Annotated in this window: 6 protein-coding genes; all 6 read right to left on the reverse strand. The window is 60.5% G+C overall.

From position 1 onward, the window contains the following. Nucleotides 1-377: 377 nt before the first annotated feature. The 6 genes from N005_RS01570 to N005_RS01595 all read right to left on the reverse strand — a co-directional run bounded on the left by N005_RS01570 (nucleotide 378) and on the right by N005_RS01595 (nucleotide 13567). Nucleotides 378-1175 carry a transglutaminase family protein gene (locus N005_RS01570; protein ID WP_047698790.1) on the reverse strand — a complete coding sequence of 266 codons (798 nt, stop codon included), beginning with the start codon at nucleotides 1173-1175 and terminating at the stop codon, nucleotides 378-380. After that, nucleotides 1172-2122 carry an alpha-E domain-containing protein gene (locus tag N005_RS01575; protein ID WP_047698791.1) on the reverse strand — a complete coding sequence of 317 codons (951 nt, stop codon included), beginning with the start codon at nucleotides 2120-2122 and terminating at the stop codon, nucleotides 1172-1174. Before N005_RS01575 ends, N005_RS01570 begins: the two co-directional genes overlap by 4 nt. A gap of 3 nt (nucleotides 2123-2125) precedes the next feature. Then, entirely contained in the window at nucleotides 2126-3535 is a 1410-nt protein-coding gene (locus N005_RS01580; protein ID WP_047698794.1) for a circularly permuted type 2 ATP-grasp protein, read from the reverse strand. A 556-nt stretch (nucleotides 3536-4091) separates the two neighbouring features. Then, nucleotides 4092-5123, reverse strand: coding sequence for a glycine betaine ABC transporter substrate-binding protein (locus tag N005_RS01585; protein WP_047698796.1), 1032 nt, complete (start codon nucleotides 5121-5123; stop codon nucleotides 4092-4094). 10 nt (nucleotides 5124-5133) lie between these two features. Next, the gene (locus N005_RS01590; protein WP_047698798.1) at nucleotides 5134-10497 is read right to left on the reverse strand and encodes a type I polyketide synthase; all 5364 of its coding nucleotides are present in this window, start codon (nucleotides 10495-10497) and stop codon (nucleotides 5134-5136) included. A gap of 43 nt (nucleotides 10498-10540) precedes the next feature. Beyond that, complete coding sequence (locus tag N005_RS01595) at nucleotides 10541-13567, reverse strand: AMP-binding protein (RefSeq protein ID WP_162843607.1); 3027 nt, start codon at nucleotides 13565-13567, stop codon at nucleotides 10541-10543. Nucleotides 13568-13593 lie beyond the last annotated feature (26 nt).

Consider the following 13593-nt stretch of genomic DNA (forward strand, 5'->3'; position numbering starts at 1 on the left):
GAGCTTGCTCGCGATAGCGGTGGGTCAGATTATGGGAATGTTGGATGTGCAACCGTCATCGCGAGCAGGCTCGCTCCCCCAGGGGATCGGGGATGGTCGCTGAATTTGTGCCCAACACCAGTCCCAGTGTGGGAGCGGGGGTGGTCGCAGATTCTGTGCCTGGCGCCAGTCCTAATGTGGGAGCGAGCCTGCTCGCGATAGCGGTGGGTCAGATTACGGGGATGTTGGATGTGCAACCGTCATCGCGAGCAGGCTCGCTCCCACAGGGGATCTGGGGGGCCACAGGTTCTGTGCCTGACGCCAGTTCCAGTGTGGGAGCGGGCCTGCTCCGGGCGGCGATCCGACGATGAGGCCTCCAGTTTCAGCGAATGTCCGACTTATTGATGTTGCACCTGCACCATCGAGTTCACCTGCACCCGCGCTTGCATCTGCTCTGCCCCGCCGCCGCGGCGCATGCCGCGTACCGGGCAGGCGTCGAGGTAGTCGAGGCCGACTGCCAGCTTCAAATGCCGGTCGGGGCGGGTCAGGCGGTTGGTCACGTCGAAGCTGTACCAGCCGTCGTCCAGCCAGGCTTCGGCCCAGGCGTGGCTGGCCAGATGAGCCTCATCTTCGGTGTACAGGTAACCGGAGACATAGCGCGCCGGAATACCCAGGCTGCGCGCGCAGGCCAGGAAGGCATGGGTATGATCCTGGCAGACGCCCGCGCCGCCGGCAAACGCCTCGGCGGCGGTGCTGCTGACAGCGGTCGCGCCGGGGCTATAAGGCATGCGCGCCGCGAGGCCTTCCATCAGATCGACCAGGGCTGCACGATCGCGTCGTCCCGCACATTGCGCCATGGCAAATGCACTGAGCGCGTCGTCCGCCTGGGTCAGGCGGCTGGTGCGCAGGAACGGCAGTGGCGACTGCGAGTCTGCTTCCATCTCCACATCCTGATGGATTTCCACCTCGCCATAAGCGGTCAGCACCAAGGTGCCGTGGGGCTCGTCCATGGTCATTACATGCAGGATGTTGCCATACGGGTCTAGCTGGCTGCGCACCAGGCGCGGCAGCTCCAGATGCCATTGCAGGACACGCTGGCGCTGGCTGTCCTTTGGGGTCAGGCGCAGGAATTGGATGCTGGTGCAGACTTCATCGGCATAGCGGTAGGTAGTGTCGTGGCGTATGGACAGTTTCATACGACCTCCAGATAGGACTCGTGAACGGTCTGGCCCAGATGACGGATCTGGTCGATGAGGTCCGTCAGCCAAAGGTGCAGGCCCGACGCCAGGATCTCGTCGATCCCGGAATAACGCAGCCGCGCATTCAGCTCCGCGGCCAGGCGCTGGGCCGGACGGCCGTTGTGGCCGGGCAGGCTGGCGAGGATCTGATCGAGCTCCTCGATGCAGGCATGCAACGAACGCGGGACGTCGGCACGCAGCAGCAACATCTCCGAAACCTGCTCGGCATTTGGCGCATTACGATAGATCTCGTTGAACGCCTCGAACGACGACAGCGCCCGCAGCAAGGCACTCCACTGGTAGTAGCCGCGCGCCGAATCGTCGCTGACCTCCTCCGACTCCTCGCCAAACATTTCATAGCGTGCATCCAACAGGCGCAGCGTGTTGTCCGCCCGCTCGATGAACGTCCCCAGGCGAATGAAACAGTAGGCATCGTTGCGCATGATGGTGCCCGACGTCGCGCCGCGGAACAGATGCGAGCGCTCCTTGACCCATTCGCAGAAATGACTGATGCCGTAGCGGCCCAAGCCGTTGCTGGCGATGTTGCGCATCTCCAGCCAAGTGGCGTTGATGTTTTCCCACATGTCGGCGGTGATGCGCCCGCGCACCGCATGGGCATTGGTCCGCGCCGCTCGCAGGCAGCTGTAGATGCTGCCGGGATTGGTTTCATCCAGGGCGAAGAAATGCAGCATGTGTTCGCTGTTGAGTTCGCCATAACGCGCGTTGTAGTCGTCCAGCGTACCGGCCGCCAGCAGCGACATCGCCAGCTCGGCATGACCGTCGCTGCGCCCGGCCTGGGGCATCAGCGACAGCGAGTAACTGACTTCGAGCATGCGCGCCAGATTCTCTGCGCGCTCCAGGTAGCGGGACATCCAGTAGAGGTCCGAAGCGGTTCTTGAAAGCATGTCTTAATCCTCCACTACCCAAGTGTCCTTGGTGCCGCCGCCCTGGGACGAGTTCACCACCAGCGAGCCTTCACGAAGCGCCACACGGGTCAGGCCACCCGGCACGAGGCGGGTTTCCTTGCCCGACAGCACGAACGGCCGCAGGTCGATATGACGCGGCGCGATACCACTCTCGACAAAGGTCGGGCAAGTGGACAGGCTCAGGGTCGGTTGGGCGATGTAGGCTTCGGGACGGGCCTTGAGCCGTGCACGGAAGTCTTCGATTTCCGCCGCGGTGGCCGTCGGCCCCACCAGCATGCCGTAGCCGCCGGAACCCTGGGTTTCCTTGACCACCAGGTCGGGCAGGTTCGCCAGTACATGGGACAATTCCTGGGGCTTGCGGCACTGCCAGGTCGGGACATTCTTCAGGATCGGTTCTTCAGTGAGGTAGAAGCGGATCATCTCGTCGACATAGGGGTAGATCGACTTGTCATCGGCGACGCCGGTGCCGACCGCGTTCGCCAGCACCACATTGCCGGCCCGGTAGACGGCGATCAGGCCCGGCACGCCCAGCATCGATTCGGGATTGAACGACAGCGGGTCGAGATAGGCATCGTCGAGACGCCGGTAGATCACGTCCACCTGCTTGGGACCGGCGGTCGTGCGCATGTAGACATGGTCGTCGCGCACGAACAGGTCGGCGCCCTCCACCAGTTCCACGCCCATTTCCCGAGCCAGGAATGCATGTTCGAAGTAGGCACTGTTGAAACGGCCCGGGGTCAGGACCACGGCGGTGGGATTATCCAGCGGGCTCGAACTCTTGAGCGTGTCGAGCAACAGGTTCGGGTAATGATCGATGGGGGCTACCCGCTGGGCGGCGAAGAGCTCGGGGAACAGGCGCATCATCATCTTGCGGTCTTCGAGCATGTAGCTGACACCGCTGGGGGTGCGCAGATTGTCTTCCAACACGTAGTAACTGCCATCACCGTCACGAACCAGGTCGACGCCGGCGATATGGGCATAGATGCCCCGGTGCAGGTTCAGGCCCTGCATTGCAATCTGGTAGCCCTCGTTGGCCAGCACTTGCTCGGCCGGGATGATGCCTTCCTTGAGGATGTGCTGCTGGTGATAGATGTCGGCCAGGAACATGTTCAGGGCCTGGACCCGCTGGATGCAGCCCTGTTCGACCTTTTGCCACTCACTGGCCTTGATGCTGCGGGGAATGATGTCGAAGGGAATCAACCGCTCGGTGCCCTGCTCGTCCCCGTACAGGGTGAAGGTGATTCCGGCTCGATGGAACAGCAGGTCGGCTTCGCGTCGGCGTTGGTCGAGCAGTTCGACCGGCGTGTCCGCCAGCCAGCGGGCGAAGGCTTGGTAATGCGGGCGGCAGTCACCCTTGGCGTCATACATTTCATCAAAAAAAGCTCGGGGCATAGCCAACTCCCAGCCGCGTTCTACACGGCATTTCTTATTACTTCGTCATTCCAATGGTCCGGCCTTGCCTTGTGTTAATGAGCCCTGTTTTTTCTTGGCACCTCGATGGACATTCGTCTCTGGTGTGGCCCTTTGCGTCTGGATGACGTGCGCCCCCTGGTTAAATCCGCGTGATGAATCCCTCCTGTAATCAAGCCATCGGTACGTTGCCTTAGCTGTTGAAGCGTAGCAAAGGCTATGCCTAAGCACGGAACAGCCAGAAACTGCTGGCGAAAACGGCGGAAAATTACGACCAGGCGAAATTCGATGTCTTTTTTGCGACAGGAACAGCCTCTATAGCTGAAACGTTTTATTTCAGCCGTCCCTGGAGGGCGCGGGAACGAGTCGAATAGGTGCACAAAGACCGGTAACAGGGCGCGAATGCCCCGAAAGAGGGAAATTTTTACTCACTGCTGGGGAATTACGAGAATGTCTTACCTGATCTTCAGGCACAAAAAAAGGCATACCGACTCTCTCGGCATGCCTTTTCCGTTGCGATCCATCCCTGATGTCTTTTCTACAGTGTCTCGGAGACTTTCTTGAACACATCCTCAGGCACCCACCCTTTCCAATCGGCGGTGTGGTTACGCAAGTAATAGCGCGCCGTCTGCTCGGGAGTCTCCTTGTTGGAAACCATCCGGGTTGCCAGCGTCCGGATGGTGTCGGTCCCCACGAACATCGACTTCAGGAAAGGAAGGACGCCCGGATGCTCTTCGGCGAACTTGGCTGAGGTGTATTTATTGAGTGGAATATCTGCATAGGCACAGGCTTGTCGGCTTCCAACACCTTCCTTGAACTGCGCGAGGCTTTGCTTGATCGCTTCCCAGCAGGCTTCGCTGTAGGCGGGCTCCTCCAGACGCGTGAGCGCCAGTTCGCCCATCAGGGGGCTCGGATCCCAGTAGTACGTCATGAAGGGCTGCCCTTTCTCGTAAGCGGAGATGATCGCAGCATTGAGTGCCGACTCGGACTTGAGCTCCACTGGCGTGAACGTTTTATCGATCCCATAGGTGGCCATCTTAATCAGGTTGATTTCCCGGCACGCCCAACTGCTGATGCAGTTCAGCCAGGTCGGCTTGCCCGTCCCCGATGCCTGCCTGAAGACCTCTGCGTACTTGGGGAGATCGGCGACGCTTTTCAGATCGGGGGTCGTCGGCTTGATGCCGCGCCCCGCATCGCCCTTGATCATGTAGGTGGGGACATAGAAAGCCTGGGTGAGACGTTCATACGTAGGGCCGAAATCGAGGATGGCTTTCTTCGCCGTCTGATCCTGGACCCACTGTGGCATCAGCGAGGTAAACACCTCCATATTGATATCGATGGCACCGGTCTCCATCGCATTCTGCATTTGCGCAATATCCAGGCTGACGGATTCCACGTTCATACCGTATCCATGCTTGAGGATGTACATGGCGATATGGTTGTCGATCTGGATATTTTCCCAGCCACCGTCGTAGAACCGGATCGGACGCGGGTCAGATGTCGCCAACGCCCAGTGGGACGTCAGGCTCAGGATGAAGCACAGCACAGTACGCGAGAACATTGAAGGCATTTGAACTCTCCTATGGGTGAACGTTTTCTGCGGGGCGATGGGTCGCTGGGTTGGGTGAACCGGCAAGCGTTTCCACCACGATACTGGCGATCAGATCTCGCTGGCCTTCCACAAAGTAATGATCCCCGGCACAGAACACCGACCTGAACGCGTCGGTGGTATGTTCACGCCAGCCGGTGATGTGCACGCCCGTGGCGTAGGGGTCGATCCGTCCGCCAATCGAGGTAATGGGCACCGCAAGCGGCGGATGGGCCCGATACAGGTAGGTGTTATTGACTTCGTAGTCGGCCTTGATGATTGGAAGCATCAAGTCACGCATTTCAGCGTCATCGAACAGCGCCTGATTGTTGGCAAAGTTCATTTCCTTGAGCATGGCGATGAGCTCGCTGTCACCCTTTTGCGCGGACTCGCCAGCCGATTCGTAATTGAACTGCAGGACATCCGAGGCGAATTGATGCTCGTTGTAGAAATGCGGTGCCCGGCTCCCGGCAAAAATCAGGTGTGCGGGGTACAGGTCGTGCTCTTTGGCCAGGCGTTGCGCCACTTCAAACGCCTGGACGCCGCCCAGGCACAGGCCAAGGAATGCGAACGGCCGGTCCAGGTAGGGCAGCAGATCCGGTGTCAGGTTTGTCACCAGCTCTTCCATGCGGGTGTACGACTTCTCCCCCAGTCGCGCATTGCGTCCGGGCAATTGCAACAGACAGAGCTCGATATGATCCGGTAGTCGATCTGCCCACCCCTTGAACACCGCCGGCCCGCCACCCGCATACGGAAAGCAGATCAAACGCAGCGTGGCCTGGGGTCGAGGGAATGGAATAACCAGGCAGCCGGAGGTCTGCTCCTCTTGCGACCTGGGTGGGCCAGCCTTTGCCGGCTCGACCGGATCGCCCTGGCGGGCCGCCTCGACATGCTCGAGTACGAAATCGCCGATATCGTTGAGCGTGGCACCGACGATAAGCCTGCCCAGGGGAAAATTGATGCCGAGCTTTTTCAGACTATTGCGAAATTCAACGGTCATCAGCGAATCAAACCCCATCATCGTCAGGGACTTGTCCATGGGCGTCGCATCAGCGTCGAAACCGCCTGCGACACGCGCTGCAACAGACCTCAACCGACCCAGGATGAACGCCTGTCGTTGCTCGCCATCCAGCGACGACACCGTGTCCAGGAACGGAACCGTATCGCCCTCCGCCGTCGACTCGCCCGTTGGATGCTGCGCGTCAATCAGCGACAGGTAGGGCCAGTTGCTGGATTGCAAGTGCGCCTTATAGGGCTTCCAGTCGATCGGCGCGATCCCCATGACACCTTGTGCGGACAGGTTGTCCCACAATCTCTGCAAGCCGGCTTGCGCGGATATGAAGTTGATGCCCAATGCCGACAGGCGCTTCTTGAAGACACTGTCGACCCGACTGGCCATGCCTTCGGAGGACCAGGGCCCCCAGGCGATGCTCAAACCGGGTAATCCTGAACTGACGCGGTTTTCCATGATGGCGTCCATCGCGCTGTTGGCCGCGACATAGTTCGCCTGGCCCTTGAAACCCAGCGACGCGCTGATCGAGGAAAATCCGATGAAAAAATCCAGCGGCTGATCGCGGGTGACCCGATCCAGCACCTGGGTGCCCTGCAGTTTTGGCAACAGGACATGATGGAGGGACGACGCACTCAGTTTCGACAGGACAGCGTCTTCAACCGTCCCCGCCAGTTGCAACACACCTCGTAGCGGCCATTGCAGAGTGCCGATGTACGACGCCAGGGTTTCGGCGGCCTCACCCGTGGCGATATCCAGACGCAGATAATCGATGCTCACCCCCTGGTGCCTGAAGCTTTCCAGCACGGTCGAGCCCGTTGCGTCCAGCGACTTGCGTCCAATCACCGCCAAATGACGGGCGCCCTTTTCCACCAGCCAGGCAAGGACCTCGCGCCCTAGCCCACCGAACCCGCCAACAACCAGATAGGTCGCTTGCGGACTTAACGCTACGTGCCTCGACTTCACTGGGGAGGCTTCCACGAGCCTGGGTACATGGACGCCACCCTGGCGAATAGCGAATTGATCTTCCTGGCCGCTCGCAAGCATCAATTGCGCGGCAAGCGACAGATCGACATCCTCCAGATCTGGCGGCAAGTCGATGAAGCCGCCCCAGGCCGCGGGCTCTTCCTGGGCGATCACTTTGGCCAGTCCCCAAAGCGGCGCCTGTGCGACACTGATCAACGAAGGAGCCGAACGTACATTGACCGCTGCGCGCGTCACGATCCAGAACCGGGCGACCTCTGACCGGGAGGCGCTCGCCAGTGCTTGCAGGGTCGCCACCACGCTGTAGAGACCGGTCTCCAGGGGAGCGAGGTCTTCCTGTTCTGAACGGCGATCCTGGGCGGCTATCGGGTCGGTCCCGCCGAGGTGAACCACGCCTTTGAGCGGGCATTGCGCAGAGACTGGCAGCGACTGGAACAGCTCATGGAGGTCCTCGGGAAAGCCCATCCTGATGTGCCAGAGATGGGCGCTGACCCGACGGCAGTCATCGGCGAACAGCGCATGAACCACCGGCCCGTCATTACTCGGCAGACCCTTGCCAATACCCTGGACCAACTCGCCGGTGCCGCCGATAAACAGCCACATCCCGCCAGGACTCTGATCGTCAACGACCGGCGTACGACTGGGTTGCGGCACCCACTCCACGGTCGTCAGCCATTGCGATTTGGCTGTAACAGGACGCCCCAGCCAGTGGCAGGAGCGCTGGAACGGGTAGTTCGGGACAGTGACGCGTGTCGACGTCGAACCGTTCAGAAGCGTATCCCAGTCCAGCTCGACCCCGGACTCGAACAGCTGTCCTGCGCTTTGCAGAAGCTGGTCCCGATCGGCGATCTTGCTGCTCAGGCTGGTTATCCAGCTGACCTGGTCGGCGTCATCAGGTTGCAGGCACGTTGCTCCGATCGTTGACAGCACCGCCTTCGGCCCGATTTCGAGGAAAGTGCGGCCACCGTTTTCGAATGCGGCTTGGATGCAATCCATGAAACGTACTGGCTGGCGAACATGTTCCAGCCAGTACGCCGGCGTCACCAGGCGCGCTGCCGCGATCGTTGCGCTGACGTTGCTGATCAGCGGATAGCGCGGCGGCGACAGGCTGATACGCTTGAGAACGGAGGCAAAGGAGGCCAGCATCGGCTCCATCAGTGCAGAGTGAAACGCGTGAGAAACCTTCAGGCGCGTGAACTGGATTTGCCGGTCATCGAGCACACGATGGAGCCTGTCCAGTTCATTCAACGCACCGGACACCACCACATTAGCTGGGCCGTTGATGGCGGCGATGCTCAGGTCGATGGCATGTTCCGCCAGCAGTCGCTCCAACGCTTCGCCCTTGAGTGTGATGGCTGACATTCCTCCATCCCGCGGCAGTGCCTGCATAAGGCGACCCCGCTCGGCCACCAGGGTCATACCGTCTTCCAGGCTGAAGACGCCTGCCACGCAGGCCGCCGAAAACTCACCCAGGCTGTGCCCGAGCAGGATATCGGGAACGACGCCTAGGCTCAGCCACACCTGGGCAAGGGAATATTCCAGCGCAAACAACGCCGGTTGTGCGTAGCGTGTCTGATCGATCAGCGCGGCATCATCCTGCGCGGAAGGGAAAAGGATCGTGAGCAGGGAAACGCCCATGCAAGTCCGTGCAATCGCATCGCAGCGATCGAGAGACGCCCGGAACACCTCGTTATGCGCGTAGAGATCCTTGCCCATGCCTGGAAACTGAGCCCCTTGTCCGGTGAAGACAAACACCAGACCAGGCTCCCTGGCAGGATCGACCCAGCGAATATCCTGGTCGCCCTGTTGAAGCGTGGCGAGCAGGGTTTCTGTCTGGCGGGCCGATGCGGCATAACGAAAAGGGAACTCCGCCCGCCCGACCCGGGCGCTGTAGCAGATGTCGCCCAGGGAGGGCGTCCCGGGACGTTCGAGCCATTCCCGGTACTGGGCGATCTGCTCTTTCAGGGCTCCGCGGTCCTTTGCGCAAAGCGCCAGGAGATAAGGACCGTCGGCCTCTTTCTCCTGACGGGCCGGCCGCGGCGGAGCCTCCTCGAGAACGACATGTGCGTTCGTTCCCCCGACGCCGAAAGAGCTGACGCCTGCGCGGCGCGGCAGGTCAGTGGCCGGCCATGGAACGGTCCGAGCGCTGATGAAGAACGGACTGCCGTCCAGATGAATGCCTTCATTGGCCTGGGTGAAGTGCAGCGTGGCGGGAATCGTCCGGTGCTTGAGGGCCAACACGGTCTTGATAAAGCCTGCCACGCCAGCCGCGGCGATGAGATGACCGATATTGGTTTTCACCGCTCCCAACGCACAGGTGTTTGCCCCGGCACCGTGCTGTGTAAACACATCCCTCAGCGCTTTGAACTCGATTGGATCGCCCAACGGGGTCCCCGTCCCATGGGTTTCCACAAAACCGAGGGTCGCAGCGCTCACCTCGGCATTCGCCAGCGCTTGCTCAATGACTTGGGCTTGTCCCTGGGAACTGGGAGCGGCAAAGCTGACCTTGTTGGCGCCGTCGTTATTGATGGCCGATCCCTTGATGACCGCCTGGATCGCATCGCCCGCTTCCAGGGCATCGGCAAGACGCTTGAGCGTGACCAGCCCGGCGCCGCTGCCAAAGATCGTTCCCTGCGCGGACGCATCGAACGCCCGGCAATGCCCATCCGGCGACTGGATCATCCCCTCCTGGTAGACATAACCCACGGCATGCGGGACCAGCACGGTCACGCCGCCGGCCAATGCGACATCACACTCACCCAGCAACAGGCTTTGGCATGCCATATGGATCGAGACCAGCGAGGTCGAGCACGCCGTCTGAATGTTCAGCGCCGGCCCTCGCAGCCCCAGTTTGTAAGCGATCCGCGTCGACAGATAATCCTTATCGTTGCCCAGCAGCTTCATGAAGCCCGCGCTGCTGTCCAGGAAACCGCCTTCGTCGGTCCCCTCGCCTAAAACCTGGTGATGAAGATAATCGTTATGGCCTGCACCGGCGAATACACCGATGTTCAGTGCCTCACGATCCTTGCTCAAGCCCGCCGCATCCAATGCCTCCCACGCGCATTCGAGCAGCAATCGATGCTGGGGATCGGTAATCGCCGCTTCACGGGCCGGCATCTCGAAGAAACCGGCATCGAACCGATCGACATTGTCCAGGCGGGCCGCCCTGGCAACATAGTCCTCCCGGCCAGCCTGTTCAGGCGTGACACCGGCCTCCAGCAAGGCCCCCAGCGAAATGGCGTCGATGGATTCCCGTCCCGAAGCGAGGTTGTCCCAGAAGGCCTCAACGGAGTTGGCACCCGGAAATCGGCAAGCCATGGAAATGACGGCAATCTCATTCCCGTGATAGTTGGTTTCGCTCATCTTCTTCTCTCCCTAATGTGAAAATGGCTTGGCCGCAGGGCGCCTATAGCTGCTTCTGGCGTCTACGGGCCGCTGATCTGATGGCGGCGGTCCTGCGGTCCACACTGGAAGAAGGAGGCGGCTTCATCGACAAGGCCTCACCCGATCCCAGCTTTTGGTTGATCAGGCGGGTTTGTGCGTCAAGGCTGTTTTCTTCGAACAGTTCGGTGACTTGAAGCTTCAAGCCGAAGGCATCGTTCAATGCCCGGGTCAGCTTGACGATGAGCAGCGAGGATCCTCCCTGGGCAAAAAAACTCCGGGTCGGATGTATCGAGGCGATCATCAGGATGTCCGACCATATCTGCGTCAGGCGCTGCTTGACCGACAATGGTTGATCGTCCGCGGGCCCGCGCGTGGGTTGGGCGCGAGGCGCAAACCGCTCGAGGGCGGCGACATCCAACTTGCCGTTGAACGTCAGCGGGAAACGCTCCAGGAAAATGAAATGAGCGGGAATCATGTAGGCAGGTACATGGGCTCGGAGCGATGCCTTGAGCTGCTCGATGACCTCCTGCCGCATGGCGGCATCCCCGATTTCCCGGACAGAAGGGGCTTCGATCTGCATCCCGCCCGACGCAGGACGCGGCTCAAACGTAGGCTCCAGGCTGTCAGGAGGTCCGACGAAGATATCCATTGTCCCGGCGGGGAGGCTATCGCTCCAGCGGACTTTGGCCTGACGATGATGGCTTGCGGCCCATTGACGAATGTATTCGGGGTCGCAGGCCTCGCTCGGGTGGATCGCGGAGCGGCCTTCGGCAAGCTGGAGGTCCAGGCTGAGCCTGGCGTTCGGAACATCCGAAAGCACGAACGCCGAAGGGAGCGATGCCAGCCATTGACCCAGGTCTTGTCCGTGAGGACGCTCCTGCCGATACGAATAGCGTGCGGCCGGCGCCAGAATCGCCCGGTCATCTCTGTCGAGCCGGATGATGACGTCGTAACGGTAGCGGGTCATTTCATCCTGGCCCTGCCCCGTGCGCAATTCGGTCTCTACGTGGACGACTCGCTCCAGTGCGTAGGCCAGTTGCCTGACCTGCAGAGGATCCAGCCACAACTCCCCTTCTCCGACCACGGGAGGCGTGCGCTGTAATTTTTTCCGTGTACGGCTCGCGGCGGCGGACAAGAGCTGTTTCAGGGACGCGTAAGGCACATCACCGATGACAATCACGCCACCTTCGCGACACAGGTCGACAGCTTTCTCAAGCACATCGACAAGGTAGGCGGTGTCCGGGAAGTACTGGATGACCGAATTCAGCAGAACAACGTCGAAACGTGCCTCATCCAGCGTGTCCAGCTCATGGGCCGCCCTCTTCATCACCGCACGGGATGCATCGGGACCGGCGACCTGTTCCAGACGCAGGCGCGCGCGCTCGACCGCCGCCTCGGAGGCATCGCAACCGACGTAACGATGGAGGCCGTTCTCCAGCAATACCGCCCCGGTCATGCCAATGCCACAGCCAATATCCAGTACCGACTGGCCGGCAAATTCCAGGACCCGCGAAGCCGTCGCCTGTACCCATTCGCGTAAATCGCTGTCCGGGATCAACTCGCCAGAGAAACTTGAGGTGTAACCGCTTTCGGCGCTGGCGACCTCGTTTTTCCCGGCCGACAGGTAAGCGGCTTCCCACACATCGAGCCAGACACCGGCCTGCGCATCGCGTTGGCTGGACACCTGCTCATCCAGCACCACATAGGCTGCCAACCGGTGGTCATCCGGCGCATGTTCCACCAGCGTGACGACCGATTGACTGACCAGACCGGACTTATGAAGGGCCGACTCGATTTCGCCGGGCTCGATGCGATAGCCGTTGAGTTTGAGCTGCCGGTCTTTGCGCCCGATGAAAACCAGCGAGTGATCAGGCCCTTGTCTAACCCGATCGCCGGTGTGGTAGATCACTGCAGCATCGCCTGTTTCAGCCACCTGAAACTTCTCCGCCGTCAGATCGTCCCGATTGAAATAACCCGCGCTGACGCCGGGGCCACCGATCAGCAGTTCGAATTCCGAAGGGTCTTGCGATTCGGACAATCGAAAACGCGTACCGGGCAGAGGCTGGCCTATGGGGACGCTGGTCGCTGAACCGGTAAAGTCGCTGGCTTGCAGGCGATGACAGAAGGACCAGATCGTTGTTTCTGTCGGCCCATAGAGGTTCCAGGCCGCCTTCGCCGAGCGGAAGATTGCTTCGCCCAATTCAACGGGCAGTGTCTCACCGCCACACAGCGCTCCAACGGCACAAGTACGCGGCCACCCTGCCGCTATCAGCAGCCTCCAGGTAGCCGGGGTGGCTTGCAGCAGAGCCCTGTCGCAGTGGTCGAGCAAATCCGCGATCGCCTGGCCGTCCCGGCTCTGTTGCTCACTGGCCAGGTACAGCGTGCCACCTTGGGCAAGGGGCAGGAAAAACTCCAGGATGGAAATATCGAAGCCATAGGTCGTGGTGGAAACCAGCGCTCCCCACGCCGGAAAATCGATCACCTCATTGATTGCGGACAAGAAATAGGCGAGGTTCTGTCGGCGAACCATCACCCCTTTGGGAAGCCCCGTTGAACCCGAAGTGAACAAGATGTAGGCCAGCGAGAGGTCATCGACAAGGGGGGCGAAGGGCAATGTCGAATCACGCCAGTCCACCGCCTCGATATCCAGGCATGTGCCTATGGACCACTGTGAAAGATCAACCGACTGAGGTTTGATCACGGCATCGAGATGGGCGAGCCTGGAGATCAGTTCATTACGCTGCGGTGGTGAATCCGGAGGGAGTGGAATAAAGATCGCGCCTATCGACAGAACCGCAGTCAAGGCGACGATCAGATCAGGCTCCCTGGGCAAGTGGATCCCGACCTTGCTCCCCACGCCAAGCCCTTGACTCAAGAGGTGCCTGGCGAGTGCCTTTCTTCGACTTGAAAGTTCAGCATAGGTAACTGGCTGACCTTGAAACACTACCGCGGTTCTTTCCGGATACTGATCTGCCCATTCATCGATTCTAGTGACAAGATCCAATGCAATGGGTGGACTGTCGATAGGGCTTGTTTTCGGCTGCATCATTCCAAGAACTCCTTCTACCGTTATCG

The sequence above is a fragment of the Pseudomonas mediterranea CFBP 5447 genome (assembly GCF_000774145.1).
Taxonomy (GTDB): domain Bacteria; phylum Pseudomonadota; class Gammaproteobacteria; order Pseudomonadales; family Pseudomonadaceae; genus Aquipseudomonas; species Aquipseudomonas mediterranea.